We start from the raw sequence: 15,594 nt of genomic DNA, 5'->3' as shown, positions 1-15,594 counted from the left end.
CGCTGACCCGCAGCGCGCCTCGGGTCAGTGCTTAAAGACCGGGCGACGCTTTTCACGGAAGGATGCGAAGCCCTCCACGTAGTGCTCGGTGCTGCGCAGCGACTCCTGCAACCGCGACTCGGCCGCCTGGGTCTCGTCAAAGCCCAGGCCATCGCGCACCTGGAAGACCAGATCCCTGGAAGCCAGCAGGGCGCCCGTCGCGCCGTCCGCCACGCGGGAGGCGCGCTCGCGCGTGAAAGCCAGCAACTCGTCGTCGGGCACTGTGCGGCTAAACAGCCCCAAGGCCACCGCCTCCGTGCCGCTCATCAGCTCGCCGGTGTAGATCAGATCCAGCGCGCGGTGCGTGCCAAGGCGCTGCGTGAGCAGCCAGTGGCCGCCGGAATCCAGAGCGGCACCCAAGTTGGCAAAGGGCGAGCCGATCTTGGCCCGCTCCCCCACATAGACCACGTCGCAGGCCATGGCCAGGCCCAAGCCGACGCCAAGGCACGCGCCCTGAACGGCCGCAAAGGTCGGCGCCGGGAAGCCGTGCAACGCGGCCATGACCGGCGCGGTGAGACCGTCAAGGTACCCGGGCACGTCGTCCGTCGCGGGGTCAACGTTGGCAATGTCCCGGCCAGCGCAGAAGGCCTTGCCCTCCCCGCGCAGAATCAGGGCGCGGATCTGCCCGGACGCCGCGGCGGGTCGCGCGGCCTCGAGTGCGGCCGCGAGCTCTCGCAGGCCCTCCTCGTCCATGGAGTTGAGCTTGCTCGGCGCGTTGAGGACAATCTCCAGGACCGCCCCGTCCTGCTCGGTAGTGATCACGGTGAGGCTCCTTCGGCGGGGCTACAGAGGGTACAGAGTCTGCAGGGGACGTGCTGTGGCGCGGGTTAAGCGTCGTAGTCGACAACCACGCGCTCGCTGGTGGGGTGGGACTGGCAGGTGAGGACGTACCCGGCCTCCAGTTCCTCCGGCTCCAGCGCGTAGTTCTCTTCCATGGTGACGGTGCCCTCCACCAGCTTGGCGCGGCAGGTGCCACAGACGCCGCCAGCGCAGGCAAAGGGGACGTCCGGGCGCGAGCGCAGGGCAGCGTTCAGGATGGTCTCCTTGGCCTCCACCGGGGAGGCCACCGAGCCGCGCAGCCCGTCCAGGGTGAACTCGATGTCCACGGTCTCTGCGTCATCCTCAATGACCACCGGCTTGCCGTGCTGGCCGCTGGGATCTCCCACCTCTCCGGTGGTGAAGAGCTCAAAGCGCACGCGCTCGCTGGGAACCTGCTTGGCCGCCAACTCGTCGCGCACCATCTGGACCAGGTCCATGGGGCCGCAAAGGAACCACTCGTCGGTGGTCTCCGTGCGCAGCACAAACTCCAGCAGCCGGCTCAGCTTTTCCTGGTCAAGACGCCCGGTCAGCAACGGCGCAATGCGCTGCTCACGGGAAAGGACGTGGTGCACGGCCAGGCGGGTGCTGTACTGATCCTTGAGATCGGCGAGCTCCTCGACGTACATCACATCGGAGCTGGAGCGGTTGGCGTAGACCAGGTCCACGCTGGCCTGCGGGTCATTCTCCAGGACGCTGCGGGCAATGGACATGACGGGCGTGATGCCTGATCCGGCGGCGATGGCCACGAGGTGCTGGCCGGAGCCCGGGCGCATGACCTCTGCCTTGGACACGAACGTGCCCTGCGGGTTCATGACGTCCATGGTGTCGCCAACCTTCAGCGACTCGTTCACCCACGTGGAGAACAGGCCGCCGGAGTCCTTCTTGACGCCCACGGTGATGGAGCCGCGGTTGGGAGCGGCGGAGATGGAGTAGCTGCGGCGCAACTCCACCGGGGTGCCGTCATATGAGGGGACCATGGCGCGCAGGGCAACGTACTGCCCGGCGGCGTAGTCAAACTCGTCCGCGATCTCCTCCGGGATGGAGAAGGTCACCTCCACGGCGTTGGCGGTGAGGCGGCGAACCTCTGAGACCGGAAGGGTGTGGAAACGGGCGCGGCGACGGGCCGGAGCGGCGGTGTCGGTGGAGGTCATTAGAGCACCTTGAAGTAGTCGAAGGGTTCCTGGCACTGATTGCACTGGAACAGTGCCTTGCACGAGGTGGAGCCGAAGTGGGCCAGCTCGCGGGTGTCCAGGCTGTTGCAGCGCGGGCACTTCACGGACAGGGTCAGGCGCAGGCGCGAGCCCTCCTGACGTCCCACTGGCGGGGCAATGCCGTACTCGTTGAGCTTGGCCTTGCCGGCCTCGCTCATCCAATCGGTGGTCCATGCCGGAGCCAGGGTCAGTTCCACCCGTGCGCCGTCAAACCCTGCGTCCATGAACGCCAGCCGCAAATCAGCTGCGATCGTGTCCATGGCAGGGCAGCCAGAGTAGGTGGGGGTGATGGTCACGACGGCCTCACCCTCCTCCAGGCGGATGTCACGCAGGATCCCCAGGTCCTCGATGGTGAGGACCGGGATCTCCGGGTCATGCACCGTAGCGGCGATGTCCCAGAGCTGCTGGAGCTGGGCGGTCTTGCTCACCAGGAGGCTCCCGGGTGCTTGCGGGCCAACACCTGCATCTCGGCGAGCAAGTAGCCCAGGTGCTCGGAGTGATCGCCAGCGCGGCTGTGCGCCATGGCGGCCTTGGCCTGGGGAACCTGCAGCTCAGACTCCTCGATGACGGCGCTGACGCGCTGGTCCCATTCCTCGCGCAGCGAGGAGGGCAACGGGCCAATCCCCGCGGCGGCGATGCGCTCATTGAGCGGCTCGTCCTGGAACAGCTCCCCCACGTACGGCCACATGAGGTTCAGCGCGTGCTGCAACCGGCGCGCGGACTCGTCCGTGCCCATGCCAAGGCGCAGGCACCACTGGGTGGCGTGATCCACGTGGTACGCCACCTCTTTCAGGGCCTTGGCGCTGATCGCGGCGATGGTGGAGTCCGTGCTCTGAACCAAGCGCGTGTAGAGCAGCTCCTGGTACACGGCAAAGTAGAGCTGGCGCGCAATGGTCTCGCCAAAGCCGCCGTTGGGCTGCTCGGTGAGGCGCAGGTTGCGAAACTCCTCCTCCTCGCGCCAGTACGCCAGCTCGTCCTCGGTCTTGCCCCACTGCTTGGAGGCGTAGGTCAGGAAGGAGCGGGCGTGGCCAAGCAGGTCAAGGGCAATGTTGCCCAGGGCAACGTCCTCTTCCATCTCCGGCGCGCGTGAGATCCACCAGGACAGGCGCTGGGCCAGGATCAGGGAGTCATCCCCGAGCCACAGGGCGTACTCCGCGTTGTCCTCCGCGGGAGGGGCGTCCTGCAGGGCAATGTCCTCTGGGCGCAGCGCGTGGCCCGGGGTCACGCGAGTGGCGGAGGCAATGGTGTCACCGACGCCTGCGAACTCGTCTTCAATCTCCTGCTCGTGCGAGTGACTCACAGGTGCTTCACCCCTTCCGAGGCGGTGTAATACGTGGCGTGGCGGTAGTCCTTGCCCTTGGGGGACTCGAAGTAGGAGGACTTATCCTGCGGGTCGCTGGCGATGATGTCGTCGCTGCGAACCACCCACAGGGACACGCCCTCGTTGCGGCGCGTGTAGAGATCGCGGGCGTTGCGCACGGCCATCTCGGCATCCGGCGCGTGCAACGAACCGGCGTGCACGTGGGAGAGGCCGCGGGAGCTACGCACAAAGACCTCCCACAGGGGCCACGAGTGCTTATCCTCGGTGACCGCGCCGGTGGCGTTGGTCTGACCCGTGTTGTTTCCGGTGGCGGGCGTGCTCATCAGGCGATCTCCTGCATCTTCTTGCTCTGCTTTGCGGCGTAGGCTGCTGCGGCCTCGCGGACCCAGGCGCCGTCCTCGTGTGCCTCGCGGCGACGCTCAAGACGCTGGGCGTTGCACGGGCCGTTGCCCTTGATGACGTCCATGAACTCCACCCAGTCCAGCTCCTTGTGGATCCACTTCTTGCTGTCCTCGTCAAAGCGCAGCTCGGGGTCCGGGAGGGTCAGGCCAAGCACCTTGACCTGCTCGGCGATCATGCCCACAAAGCGCTGGCGCAGATCATCATTGGAGAAGCGCTTGATGTGCCATTCCATGGACTGCGTCGAGTTGGGAGAGGCATCATCCGGCGGGCCAAACATCATGAGGGCCGGCGCATAGAAGCGATCCACGGCCTCCTGCGCCATGGCCTTCTGCGCGGGCGTGCCGTTGGCCAGGCTGAGAAGAATCTCGAAGCCTTGGCGCTGGTGGAAGCTCTCTTCCTTGCACACACGCACCATGGCGCGGCCGTACGGGGCGTAGGAGGCGCGGCATAGCGGCACCTGGTTCATGATCGCGGCACCATCCACAAGCCAGCCAATGGCACCGACGTCTGCCCACTGCTTGGTGGGGTAATTGAAGATCGAGGAATACTTGGCCTTGCCCTCAATCAGGGCCTCCACCATGGAGTCGCGGCTGGCGCCAAGCGTCTCCGCGGCCGAGTACAGGTAGAGCCCGTGGCCGGCCTCGTCCTGAACCTTGGCCATGAGGATGGCCTTGCGCTTCAGGCTCGGGGCGCGGGAGATCCAGTTGGCCTCCGGCTGCATCCCGATGATCTCGGAGTGCGCGTGCTGGCTGACCTGGCGGATCAGGGTCTTGCGGTAGTCATCCGGCATCCAGTCGCGGGGCTCGATGCGGCCGTCCGCTGCAATGATCGCGTCGAAGGCGGCGCGGCCCTCGTCATCTGCTGTGGCGCGGGGGTCAATGGCGGTGCTGCTCATGACTGGATCCTCCTGTGCTGGCCTGTGGCGGGTCGAGGGCATGCGGTCCCCCAAATGAATTACTGACCGTTCGTTCAGGTTATGTGACGAGGGTCGCAGGGTCAAGCCGAAACGGCAAGAGATCTGCGTCTCGTGGCGGGCGGCGACGCCCCCGCCGCCCCCGCCCCCTTCCCGTCCCCGCCCCCGCCCAAGCAGGCCTATCGACGAGAAGCGGCCCACAAGAGCGCTTCCGAGCGATAAGCCCGCTTCACTCGGCCACGATCCGACGCGGCGACCCGACCCGGACCCCGCCACGCGTCCCCACCACGCGCCCCCACAACGCCCGACGGCGGCCGGCAACCTTCCTGGGGAAGGTCACCGACCGCCGTCGGGCACCGGGTACTGCTCGCGCCGCGCGCTAGAGCACCTTGGAGAGGAAATCCTGCAGGCGCGGGGTCTGCGGATTCGCGAAAAGCGTCTCCGGCGGGCCCTCCTCGCACACCACGCCGTCGGCCATGAAGACCACGCGGTCGCAGACCTCGCGGGCAAAGCCCATCTCGTGGGTGACCAGCACCAGCGTCATGCCAGACTGCGCCAGGTCGCGGATGACCTGGAGCACCTCGCCCACCATCTCCGGATCCAAGGCCGAGGTGGCCTCGTCGAAGAGCATGATGTTGGGCTCCATGGCCAGCGCGCGGGCAATCGCCACGCGCTGTTTCTGCCCGCCGGAGAGCTGCGCCGGGCGGGCATTGGCCTTCTCCGACAGGCCCACGCGCTCCAACAGGGACAGCGCCTGCTCGCGCGCCGCCGCCTTGGACTTCTTGCCCGTATCCACGGGAGCCAGCATCACGTTCTGCAGCACGGTCATGTTCGCGAACAGGTTGAAGTGCTGGAACACCATGCCGATCTGGCGGCGCACCTGGTTGATGTCCACCTTGGGATCCGTGATGCGGAAACCATCCACCTCAACGGTTCCCGACGTGGGCTCCTCCAGGCGGTTCAGGCAGCGCAGGATGGTGGACTTGCCGGAGCCGGAGGGGCCAATCAGCGAGACCACCTCACCCTCGGCAACGTCCAAATCAATCCCCTTCAGGACCTCATTGGAACCAAAGCTCTTGCGCAGATCCTTGACGTGAATCGCCATCTTGCCCTGCGTCTGGGCCTTCACGGCCGCTGTCTCAGCGCTCATTTGTTCACCTTCTTGTCCACGATGTTGGCCACCCAGGTCAGCAGGGTGATCACCACGAAGTAGATGACACCCACGATGATCAGCATCTCGGTCATGCGGTAGTTGGCGCCCGCCAGTCGCTGGGCCTCAAAGAGCAACTCGCCATAGGTGATGGCCAGCAGCAGCGAGGAGTCCTTCAGCGTGATGACGAACTGATTGATGATGGACGGCGTGGCGATCTTGATGGCCTGCGGGATGACCACGCGCTGCATGGACTTGCCCCAGCCAAGGCCCAGGGATCGGGCCGCTTCAAGCTGGCCCGGATCCACTGCCTGGACGGAACCACGCAGGATTTCCGTCAGGTACGCGCCGGCGTTCAGGCCAAGCGCGAGCATGCCTGCGGTGAAGGAATCGATCCGCCAGCCGGTGACCTGCGGGAGGCCGAAGTAGAAGAAGAAGGCCCACACCAGCAGCGGCGTGCCGCGGAAGACCGCCACGTACACGGAGGCGATACCCCGCAAGACGCGGGAGTTGGTGATCTTGAGCATCCCGAAGACCAGGCCGAGGACGAGCGCCAAGACGAAGGCGGCCAGGGTGACGGTCAGCGTATTGACCAGGCCCTTGCTCAGTGCCGGCCAGCTGGAAACGGCCAGGTCAACGATGGTGCCCTTGGAGGAGCTGGCCGTCTCCGGGTTCTTCAGGTACTGATCCAGAATCGACTGGTACTTCCCGTTGGCCTTGATCTTCTCCAGGCCGGAGTTGAAGCCGGCCAGCAGGTCGGCGTTCTTCCCCTTCTTCACGGCAAAGCCGTAGTCACCGGCGGGCTTGGGATCGCCCACTAGCTTGAGGCCCTTGCCCTGCGCAGCGGCGTATTGCAGGACCGGGAGATCGTCAAAGACCGCTGCGTACTGACCGGACGTCACCGCGTCATGCAGGGCCTGGGATCCCTCGATGGAGGACATCTTGAAGCCGTACTTCTTGCCCAGTTCCTCGCCCGTTGTCAGGCCCTCGGAACCGTTCTTGGCGATGGCTGTTTTGCCCTTCATGTCCTCAAAGGAGGCAATGTCGGAATCCTGATCCACGGCCATGGCGATGCCGGACTTGTAGTACGGCGTGGAGAAGTCGAACGTCTTTTTGCGCTCGGGCGTAATGGACATACCGGCAATCACGCCGTCCACTTGCCCGGAGTCCAGCGCAGTCACCGCGGGCTGAAAGCCCATCGGCTTGATCTCGACCTTGAAGCCCTCCGCCTCCGCGACGGCTCGAATCATGTCGATGTCGATACCCGTGATTTCGCCGGAGTTTGGATCCGCGTAGTCAAAGGGGGCAAAGGCCGTATCGGTGCCGATAGTAAAGGTCTTACCCTCGGCTGCTTGGGGCTGAACGACGGCGGCTGGCTGGGCGCCTGCCTCAACGACGGGTTGGGCGGCCTGGGCCGCGCCTCCGGTCATCACGAGGACAAAGGCCGCGAGCGCCGCCGCGATGCCGGCACGCAGGCCGGTTCGGGTTCTTCTCTGGTGCACGGTGGTGCTCCTTGGGTGGGTACGAGATCTGACGGGATCGGCCCGACCTTCCGGGTACGGGCTGGCCACCACCTTAGCCCCCTGAGTATTTCGTGTGCGTGACACCGGGCCGTCGCCTTCCCGCCCACGGCGACCACACGACGTCGAGCACCGACGCCAGAACCCCGCCAAAACCCCGCGCCCAAGCGGCCCTATCGACAAAAAGCGGCCCACACGCCCGCTTCAACGCGATAAGCCCGCTTCCCCGCCCACGGTGACCACACGGCGTCGAGCACCAACACGAAAAACCCCGCACCCAAGCGGCCCTATCGACAAAAAGCGGCCCACACGCCCGCTTCAACGCGATAAGCCCGCTTCCCTTCCCAGACCCGGGCCCCGGCCCCGACCCGAGACGCCCTACGCCAGGAGCGTCACCGTCACGGACGCCTCGAGACGTGAGGAGCTATCGCCGTCGAACACCCCGCGCAAGGGGGGCACGTCGCCGTAGTCCCGCCCGCGGCCCACGACCACGTGCCGCTCGCCAATCGGCAGGGAGTTGGTGGGGTCAAAGCCGACCCATCGGCCGGCGAACCATTCCACCCACGCGTGCGCCTCCCCCGGCACGGTCTGGCCCAGCTGCGGCTCAAGGCTGGGGTGCAAGTAGCCAGAGACGTACCTGGCGGGGATGCCCACGGAGCGCAGCGCGCCGAGCGTGACGTGCGCGATGTCCTGGCAGACGCCGCGGCGCAGCTCCCACACGTCGGCGGCGCTGGAGTGCACCGTGGTCACGCCCGTGACGTATTCAATGTCCGCACCGATCCGCTCGGCGATGGCCCGCGCTGAGGCGTTGGTGTCCTCAGGCTGCATCAGGCTCGCGGCGATCTTTGCCACGTCCTCCGGCGGCTCAGTGAGTTTGGTCTGCACCACCGTCTCCGCCAGATCCATGGTCTTCACGGTGCGCTCCACCACGTCCGCCACCGAAATCACCGGGGGCCGGATCTCCTCGCGCTGCACCGCCACCACCGTCTCCGCGGTCAGGCTCATGCGCGTGTGCGGCTGCAGCAGCTCAAACTCCCCCACCGTGTTGCCAAAGCCGTCCGTGCTGCTGCGCACGGGCATGGGCGGGTCAAGCGTCAGCGAACTGGCCAGCACCGTCTGGTCCAACTCCTGCACCGGAAAGATGCGGACCTCGTTATAGGAGGCCTGCGCGGGGCGGTCGTAAACAAACTCCAGCGAGTGGACGACCTTCAGACGGCTCATGAGGCACTCCCTGTCCAGGATGGCTGTTCGTAACTGGCGAAATAGCGATGGCGGGTGGCATCCGCCGCGGCCACCACCGAGGACTGCACGTACCGCATCCAGCTCGGCAACTTGGCCGCCAGCTCCTCATCTGAGACATAGATGAGCTCGCTGCGGATCTTGCCCAGCTCGGCGGAGGCCCCGCCAGGAGTGAAGCCGTCACCGCGGTCCGGGTCCAGCGCCTGCAACGCGGCGAGCGCGTCGTTGAGGCTGAACAGCACGGAGCCCGTGAAGTGGCGATCCCGCACCAGGAAGGTCGCCGCCGCCTGCTCGGAGATCACGCCCCGACAGGAACGCAGGAACGCCTCGTAGCCACCGCACGCCCGGAGCATGCTGACCCAGCTGGGCCCCTGCCCGTCCCCGTCCGGCGAACCCCACCGGCGACTGGCCAAGAGCCGCGCCGTCATGTCCGCCTGCTCCATGGCCCGGCCAAGGGCAAGGAAGTGCCACCCGGAGTCGTGGCGCATGGACATGTCCGCGATCCCCACGGCCAAAATGGCGCGCTGGCGCACCCAGCCAAAGAGCGGGTGGACCTTGTCCTCCGTGAGCGTGTGCGGCATGCGCGCGTTGGTGGTGTTCAGGGCCTCCCAGAACTCGGCTGAGATGATCTCCCGCGCGCGGCGGGCGTTTTCACGTGCCGCCCCGAGGATGAACGCGATGGAGGACGGCTCGGTTCGGGAGGTCACGAGCCGGCTAATGAGAATCTCCCTGCCAAGCACCTCATCCGGCACCTCAGCACCCAACACACCCAGGAGGGTGCGGCAGGCGTTGTCCTCATCCGCCCACGGATCCTGCAGCAGGCCCTGCAGGTGGACGTCCACCATGCGGGCCGTGCCCTCGCTGCGCTCGATGTACCGCCCGATCCAGAACAGGCTCTCCGCGATGCGACTCAGCATGTTGCCTCCCCCCTCGTCGTTCCCTGCGATAACTGCGCTTGCCCCTGCGCTTGCCCCTGCTGCTGTTGCTGTTGCTGCTGCTGCTTGCGCTGGTCCCCGTCGATGGGCTGGTCAAAGCCAGAGAGCGCCTGCGCTGGGAAGGCCTCATCATCCCCGGCACTGTTCGCTGCGGCCGCCGCGGCAGCAGCCCTGCGCCGCACCCGCGCCGGATGCACCGACCCACGCACGCCGTCCACCACCCAGGTGTCCTTGGAACCGCCGCCCTGGCTGGAGTTGACCACCAGTTCGCCCTCCGGGAGGGCCACTCGCGTGAGCCCACCGGGCAGCACGTCCACGGTCCCTGAGTTGTTGACCGCAAAGGGGCGCAGGTCAGCGTGACGCGGCCGCACGCCGTCGCCCACCAGGGTGGGCAGGGTGGAGAGGACCACCAGAGGCTGGGCAATCCAGCCGCGCGGATCCGTTCGCAGGCGCGCGGCCATGGCGTTGCGCTCCTGCGTGGAGGCGTCCGGGCCAATCATGATGCCCTTGCCACCGGCGCCGTCCACGGGCTTGACCACCAGCTCCTCTAGCCGATCAAGTACCTCCTCCAGCGCGGCGGGCTCCTCCAGCCGCCACGTGGGGACGTTTTGCAGGATGGGCTCCTCGGAGAGGTAGTAGCGGATCAGCTCGGGGACGTAGGTATACATCAGCTTGTCGTCCGCGATCCCGTTGCCAACCGCGTTGGCCAGCGAGACCTTGCCCTCGCGCGCCGCGGCCATGAGCCCGGGGGTGCCAAGCACCGAATCCGGGCGGAAGTGCAGCGGATCAAGGTATTCGTCATCCACCCGCCGGTAGATCACGTCCACCTGCAGCGGCCCCTCGGTGGTGCGCATGAAGACGCGCCCACCCTGGCAATACAGGTCACGCCCCTCCACCAATTCCACGCCCATGAGCCGCGCCAACAGCGTGTGCTCAAAGTAGGCGGAGTTATGCACCCCGGGCGTCAGCACGACGACGTTTGGGTCGTCGACGCCGCTGGGCGCCGAGGCGCGCAGCGCCTTCAACAGCATGCCCGGGTAGCCATCCACGGGACGCACCCGCATGGTGCGGATCAGTTCCGGCAGGGTCTGCGCAATGGCGTCGCGGTTGGAGATGACGTAGGAGACGCCGCTGGGGATGCGCACGTTGTCCTCCAAGACGCGCAGCCGACCGGCCTCGTCCCGAATCAGGTCCACGCCCGCCACATGGATGCGCACGCCGTTGGCCGGGTCAATCCCCCGCGCCGACCTGAAGTACTGGGAGGAGGAGGCGATGACGGCGGCCGGCACCACGCCGTCCCTCACGGCGATCCCCGGGCCGTAGATGTCCGCGAGGAAGGCCTCCAGCGCCGCGACGCGCTGCTGCACGCCGGCCTCGATGCCCTCCCATTCGCGCGCGTCGATGATGCGCGGCAGGGGATCAAGCGGGAAGGGCTGCTCCTCCCCCGCGAAGTCAAAGGTCACGCCGCGGGAAAGGTAGGTGCCGGCGAGCGCGTCGGTGCGGCTGCGCAGCTCGTCCTGATCCATGGTCCCCAACACGCGGTGCAGCTCCAGATAGGCGTCCCGCGGGGTGGACGGCCCAAACGCCGAGTTGGGAAACATCTCATCCCAACCGGGCACTCCCGCCGCGGTGCGCCGCCCGGGAGCGCCGTCTCCATATCCAGAAAAAAGATCCGTCATGGTGGCCATTCATCCACATGTTGCTTGCGCAGGACAGCATTCGCTCAACTCTTTTTGATGTGACCCTTCCCAGGGCGGCCTGCTCGACGCCGCGGTGTCCAGGTTCGCGTCCCGGTTCCGGTCGGCCGCGCCGCCCCACCCCACCGCGGGACCACGCCGCGCGCGAACGGGCTGGACGCTGCCCGGCCCGCGCGGCAAGGATGGGCCCATGACCAGCACACCTCAGCCCCCAGTCGCTCCTCAGCGCCCTGTCAGCAGCACCCACCACTGCGATACCCGCACGGATCCGTGGGAGTGGCTGCGGGAGAAGGAGTCTGAGGAGGTCCTGGCGCACCTTCGCGCGGAGGATGCCTACGCCAAGGCGGTCACGCAGGATCAGGAGCCGTTGCGGCAGGCCATTTTTGACGAGATCAAGGCCCGCACGGTGGAGACGGACCTGTCCGTTCCGGCGCGTGAGCGCGGTTGGTGGTACTACGCCCGCACCGAGGAGGGCAGCCAGTACGCCATCCACGCGCGCGTCGCCGCCACGGACACCGGGGACGAGGAGGCGGACTGGACCCCGCCGGTGCTCACCCCCGGGGTCCCGGTGCCGGGCGAGCAGATTTTGCTTGATGGCAATGTGGAGGCGCAGGGGCACCCGTTCTTCAGCCTGGGCGGCCTGGACGTGTCTCACGACGGCACCCGCCTGGCCTACGCCGTGGACTACTCCGGCGATGAGCGCTTCACCCTGCGCGTGCGTGACCTGACCACCGGTGAGGACCTGCCTGATCTGATCGAGGGCACGTTCTATGACCCCCAGCTCACCCCGGAGGGCGATCGCGTCATCTACACGGTGGTGGATGATGCGTGGCGCCCCGAGAAGCTCATGGTGCACGTGCTTGGCACGGACCCCGCCACAGATACGGTCCTGTTCACGGAGACGGATCCCGGCATGTGGCTGGGCGGCTACAGCTCCCCCGACGGCAAGGATCTGCTCATCAACGTGGGCAACTCCGAGTACGGGGAGACCTGGATCTGGCCCGGGATGGACCCGGACGTTGCGCCGGTCATGATCGTGGATCGGGAGTTGCGCCTGCTGCACCAGGCCCTCCCCGTGATCCTGGACGGCGAGCGTCGCCTGGTGATTTTGCATGATCACGAGGCGCCCAACGGCCTGCTCTCCCTGGCCCCTGCCGCGGGCGGCGTCCCAAGCGAGTGGACCACGCTGATCCCGACCAGCAACGAGGTGAAGTTGGGGGGCCTGGAGGCCACCAGCACGCACTTGGTGCTCTCCGTTCGCGAGGACACCACGCCGCGTGTCTGGACTCTGCCCCTTGACGGCTTGGGCACGCCCGCGCAGGCCGCGCCAAGCACGCCACTCCTGGAGGTTCCCGCCGTTGCGGGCGGAACCCAGGCACGCGCCGTCGTGCCGGTGACGATTGCCTTCCGCTCCGCGGCGTTCGAGTCCCCTTACCTGCGGCTCACGCGCGTGGGCGACCTTTTGCCGGCTGAGGTGCACGATGTGCGCGCGAGCGACGGCGCTGCGCGACTGCTCAAGACCACGCCGGTGCGGGGCATCAGCCTGGACGACTACGCGGTCCACCGCGAGTGGGCCACCGCGCAGGATGGCACGCAGATTCCGCTCACCGTGATGCACCGCCGCGATGTGGCCGCGGACGGCACGGCGCCGCTGGTCGTGTACGGCTACGGCTCCTACGAGGCCAGCATGGATCCGGTCTTCTCCGTGGCGCGGCTGAGCCTGCTTGATCGGGGTGTGGTCTATGCGGTGGCGCATGTGCGTGGCGGCGGCGAGCGCGGTCGCGATTGGTACCTGCAGGGCAAAAAGCTCACCAAGCTCAACACCTTCACCGACTTCATTGACTCAACGCGCTGGTTGCTGGAGCACGGCTGGGGTCAGCCCGGCCGGGTGGCCGCGATGGGTGGCAGCGCCGGCGGGCTACTGATGGGGGCCGTGGCGAACATGGCCCCGGAGCTGTACGCCGCGGTGTTGGCGCAGGTCCCGTTTGTTGACCCGCTGACCTCCATCCTTGACCCGGAGCTGCCGCTGTCTGCGATGGAGTGGGAGGAGTGGGGCAACCCGATCGAGGACCCCCAGGTGTACGCGTACATGAAGGCCTACTCGCCGTATGAGAATCTGCGGGCCGTGGATTACCCGCTGATCGCGGCGCGGACCTCGCTCAACGACACCCGAGTGCTGTACGTGGAGCCGGCCAAGTGGGTGCAGGCGCTGCGCCAGGTCAGCACCTCCGAGCACCCCGTGGTCATGACCATCGAGATGGACGGCGGGCACGGTGGCGCCTCCGGTCGCTACGAGGGGTGGAAGGACCGGGCCTGGGATCAGGCGTTTGTGCTCTCCGCCGTGAACGCGCGCTCCTTGGTGCCCGGGGCGGAGAAGGGCTGACCCCGCGGCCGTCGCGGCGGGGGTGTGACGCTTGACACGCCCCCGCGACCGGGCATACCTTCCCTTTAACTGACTAACCGTTCGGTCGTTTATCCGAGCGGCTCCTCGACGTGGGAAGTAGGGCCATGAGCACCATGAGCGGCACGGAGATGGCGAAGGTTCACTCCATCCTCGAATTTGATCACTGCTCCCACTGGCTGGGCATCACCCCCATCGAGGCCTCGGACGGCCGCGCCGTCATCGAGATGACCCTGCGCAAGGAAATGCTCAACGGCTTTGGCATCGCCCAGGGCGGCATGCTCTTCACCTTCGCGGACGTCGCCTTTGCCATGGCCTGCAACGAGCCGGCCGGCGCAGAGGATCGCTACACGGTGGCCCAGGGCGCGGACGTCAACTTTCTGCGCCCCGGCCTGCCGGACCGCCCCCTGCGCGCCACCGCCGTGCGCCGGGTGCAGCAGGGGCGCAGCGGCCTCTACGACATCACGGTGACCCAGCAGGATGACGACGGCCGCGAACTGGTGCTGCTGGAGTTCCGGGGGCGCTCCCGCACCGTCATGGGCGCACCTCCCATCGTGAAGTAAGCACGCAGGCAACTCAGCAGGATCCGCCGCAATCCCCCGAAAGGCCAGATCGATGACCGCGACCACGCACACCACGCAGCCCGGAGCCCTGGATCCCGAGGAGACCATGAGCCGGGATCAGATTGAGGCGATCCAAACCGAGCGCACCGCGGCGATCCTTGACTACGCCTACCGCCGCGTGCCGCTGTACAAGCAGAAGTTTGACGATCATGGTGTGCACCCCTCTGACTTCGTGGAGCTCGCGGACCTGGCCAAGTTCCCGTACACCACCAAGGAAGACCTCCGCGTCACCTACCCGTTTGGGATGTTTGCGGTCCCGCGCGAGGAAGTAGTGCGAATCCACGCGTCGTCGGGCACCACCGGCCGCGCCACCGTGGTGGGCTACACGCAGCAGGACCTGGATGACTGGGCCAAGCTGGGCGCCCGCTGCTTCCGCATCTCCGGCGTCAAGCCGGGCTGGCGCGTGCACAACGCCTACGGCTACGGCCTCTTCACCGGCGGCTTGGGCGCGCATGCCGCGATTGAGCGCCTGGGCGCCACCGTGATCCCCATGTCCGGTGGGCAGACGGAAAAGCAGATCACGCTGATCAACGACTTTGAGCCAGAGGCCATCGCTGCGACCCCCACGTACCTGCTGACCATCGGCGATGCCATGCAGCGCAAGGGCATGGACCCGCGCAAGACCTCCATCAAGGTCGCCGTGCTTGGCGCGGAGCCATGGACGCAGCAGATGCGTGAGGAATTGGAGGACATGTGGGACATCGACGCGTGTGACATCTACGGGCTCTCAGAGGTCATGGGCCCCGGTGTGGCCGGCGAGTCAAACGAAACCAAGGACGGCTCCCACATTTGGGAGGATCACTTCCGCCCAGAGGTCATTGATCCCTTTGACGAACGGCGCGTACTGGCAGACGGCGAGGCAGGTGAGCTGGTCTTCACCACCCTGACCAAGCAGGCCCTGCCGATCATCCGTTACCGCACCCACGACCTGACCACGCTAGAGCCTGGCACCGCCCGTCCCGGTCACCGCCGCATCGGTCGCATCACCGGCCGCAGCGACGACATGATCATCCTGCGTGGCGTGAACCTCTTCCCCACCCAGATCGAGGAGCTGATCCTCAAGGTGCCGGGCCTGTCCCCGCACTTCACGCTGGAGATCACGCGCCCGGATCGCATGGACCAGCTCTCCGTGAAGGTGGAGCGCCGGGCGGATTGCACCAGCGATCGGGCCCACGCCGCGGCCGCCGAGCTGCACCAGCTCATCAAGATCCATGTGGGTTCCTCCTGCCAGATCGACGTGCTTGACCCCGGATCGTTGGAGCGCTCCATCGGCAAGATGCGCCGCATCTACGATCTGCGCAGCAAGTAGCCCCCTCGCCTCGTA

General features: G+C 66.9%; 14 protein-coding genes. 3 read left to right on the top strand and 11 right to left on the bottom strand.

From position 1 onward, the window contains the following. Positions 1-24 precede the first annotated feature (24 nt). From DWQ67_RS00565 to DWQ67_RS00515, 11 genes are all read right to left on the bottom strand, one after another. Positions 25-801: an enoyl-CoA hydratase/isomerase family protein gene (locus DWQ67_RS00565; RefSeq protein ID WP_121483648.1), complete on the bottom strand. Its 777-nt coding sequence runs from the start codon at positions 799-801 to the stop codon at positions 25-27. Positions 802-866: 65 nt separating this feature from the next. After that, positions 867-2,009, bottom strand: a complete 1,143-nt coding sequence (gene paaE / locus DWQ67_RS00560; RefSeq protein WP_121483647.1) for a 1,2-phenylacetyl-CoA epoxidase subunit PaaE — start codon at positions 2,007-2,009, stop codon at positions 867-869. Continuing rightward, a complete protein-coding gene (paaD, locus tag DWQ67_RS00555; RefSeq protein ID WP_233555847.1) occupies positions 2,009-2,497 on the bottom strand; it encodes a 1,2-phenylacetyl-CoA epoxidase subunit PaaD in 489 nt (162 codons plus the stop codon). The genes paaE and paaD overlap by 1 nt, the downstream gene beginning before the upstream one ends. Continuing rightward, the gene (gene paaC / locus DWQ67_RS00550) at positions 2,494-3,369 is read right to left on the bottom strand and encodes a 1,2-phenylacetyl-CoA epoxidase subunit PaaC (RefSeq protein WP_121483645.1); all 876 of its coding nucleotides are present in this window, start codon (positions 3,367-3,369) and stop codon (positions 2,494-2,496) included. The genes paaD and paaC overlap by 4 nt, the downstream gene beginning before the upstream one ends. Continuing rightward, positions 3,366-3,713, bottom strand: coding sequence for a 1,2-phenylacetyl-CoA epoxidase subunit PaaB (gene paaB / locus DWQ67_RS00545; RefSeq protein ID WP_121483644.1), 348 nt, complete (start codon positions 3,711-3,713; stop codon positions 3,366-3,368). The genes paaC and paaB overlap by 4 nt, the downstream gene beginning before the upstream one ends. Then, a complete protein-coding gene (gene paaA, locus DWQ67_RS00540; RefSeq protein WP_121483643.1) occupies positions 3,713-4,687 on the bottom strand; it encodes a 1,2-phenylacetyl-CoA epoxidase subunit PaaA in 975 nt (324 codons plus the stop codon). Before paaA ends, paaB begins: the two co-directional genes overlap by 1 nt. A 397-nt stretch (positions 4,688-5,084) precedes the next feature. Next, the gene (locus tag DWQ67_RS00535; protein WP_325049598.1) at positions 5,085-5,855 is read right to left on the bottom strand and encodes an amino acid ABC transporter ATP-binding protein; all 771 of its coding nucleotides are present in this window, start codon (positions 5,853-5,855) and stop codon (positions 5,085-5,087) included. Beyond that, a complete protein-coding gene (locus DWQ67_RS00530; RefSeq protein WP_233555846.1) occupies positions 5,852-7,357 on the bottom strand; it encodes an ABC transporter substrate-binding protein/permease in 1,506 nt (501 codons plus the stop codon). The genes DWQ67_RS00535 and DWQ67_RS00530 overlap by 4 nt, the downstream gene beginning before the upstream one ends. Positions 7,358-7,753: 396 nt before the next feature. Continuing rightward, positions 7,754-8,596 (bottom strand): transglutaminase family protein, encoded by an 843-nt coding sequence (locus DWQ67_RS00525; RefSeq protein ID WP_121483642.1) that lies wholly within the window; start codon positions 8,594-8,596, stop codon positions 7,754-7,756. Beyond that, positions 8,593-9,531: an alpha-E domain-containing protein gene (locus DWQ67_RS00520; protein WP_121483641.1), complete on the bottom strand. Its 939-nt coding sequence runs from the start codon at positions 9,529-9,531 to the stop codon at positions 8,593-8,595. Before DWQ67_RS00520 ends, DWQ67_RS00525 begins: the two co-directional genes overlap by 4 nt. After that, complete coding sequence (locus DWQ67_RS00515; protein WP_121484203.1) at positions 9,525-11,228, bottom strand: circularly permuted type 2 ATP-grasp protein; 1,704 nt, start codon at positions 11,226-11,228, stop codon at positions 9,525-9,527. Before DWQ67_RS00515 ends, DWQ67_RS00520 begins: the two co-directional genes overlap by 7 nt. Positions 11,229-11,436: 208 nt before the next feature. Between DWQ67_RS00515 and DWQ67_RS00510 the strand changes: the two genes are divergently transcribed. The 3 genes from DWQ67_RS00510 (at position 11,437) to DWQ67_RS00500 (ending at position 15,579) form a co-directional block, all read left to right on the top strand. Beyond that, positions 11,437-13,629: a S9 family peptidase gene (locus DWQ67_RS00510; protein WP_121483640.1), complete on the top strand. Its 2,193-nt coding sequence runs from the start codon at positions 11,437-11,439 to the stop codon at positions 13,627-13,629. Positions 13,630-13,754: 125 nt separating this feature from the next. Further along, complete coding sequence (locus tag DWQ67_RS00505; protein ID WP_233555845.1) at positions 13,755-14,210, top strand: hotdog fold thioesterase; 456 nt, start codon at positions 13,755-13,757, stop codon at positions 14,208-14,210. Positions 14,211-14,262: 52 nt separating this feature from the next. Beyond that, positions 14,263-15,579, top strand: a complete 1,317-nt coding sequence (locus DWQ67_RS00500; protein WP_121483639.1) for an AMP-binding protein — start codon at positions 14,263-14,265, stop codon at positions 15,577-15,579. Positions 15,580-15,594 lie beyond the last annotated feature (15 nt).

The sequence above is a fragment of the Galactobacter caseinivorans genome, assembly GCF_003640665.1.
GTDB lineage: Bacteria > Actinomycetota > Actinomycetes > Actinomycetales > Micrococcaceae > Galactobacter > Galactobacter caseinivorans.
This window is presented reverse-complemented; position numbering and strand designations above follow the sequence as displayed.

What these genes read in the sequence shown, in the direction of transcription:
- paaE (WP_121483647.1), bottom strand. Translation starts at nt 2,009, where the DNA reads ATGACCTCCACCGACACCGCCGCTCCGGCCCGTCGCCGCGCCCGTTTC.
- paaB (WP_121483644.1), bottom strand. Translation starts at nt 3,713, where the DNA reads ATGAGCACGCCCGCCACCGGAAACAACACGGGTCAGACCAACGCCACC.
- paaA (WP_121483643.1), bottom strand. Translation starts at nt 4,687, where the DNA reads ATGAGCAGCACCGCCATTGACCCCCGCGCCACAGCAGATGACGAGGGC.
- DWQ67_RS00535 (WP_325049598.1), bottom strand. Translation starts at nt 5,855, where the DNA reads ATGAGCGCTGAGACAGCGGCCGTGAAGGCCCAGACGCAGGGCAAGATG.
- DWQ67_RS00525 (WP_121483642.1), bottom strand. Translation starts at nt 8,596, where the DNA reads ATGAGCCGTCTGAAGGTCGTCCACTCGCTGGAGTTTGTTTACGACCGC.
- DWQ67_RS00520 (WP_121483641.1), bottom strand. Translation starts at nt 9,531, where the DNA reads ATGCTGAGTCGCATCGCGGAGAGCCTGTTCTGGATCGGGCGGTACATC.
- DWQ67_RS00515 (WP_121484203.1), bottom strand. Translation starts at nt 11,228, where the DNA reads ATGACGGATCTTTTTTCTGGATATGGAGACGGCGCTCCCGGGCGGCGC.
- DWQ67_RS00510 (WP_121483640.1), top strand. Translation starts at nt 11,437, where the DNA reads ATGACCAGCACACCTCAGCCCCCAGTCGCTCCTCAGCGCCCTGTCAGC.
- DWQ67_RS00505 (WP_233555845.1), top strand. Translation starts at nt 13,755, where the DNA reads ATGAGCACCATGAGCGGCACGGAGATGGCGAAGGTTCACTCCATCCTC.
- DWQ67_RS00500 (WP_121483639.1), top strand. Translation starts at nt 14,263, where the DNA reads ATGACCGCGACCACGCACACCACGCAGCCCGGAGCCCTGGATCCCGAG.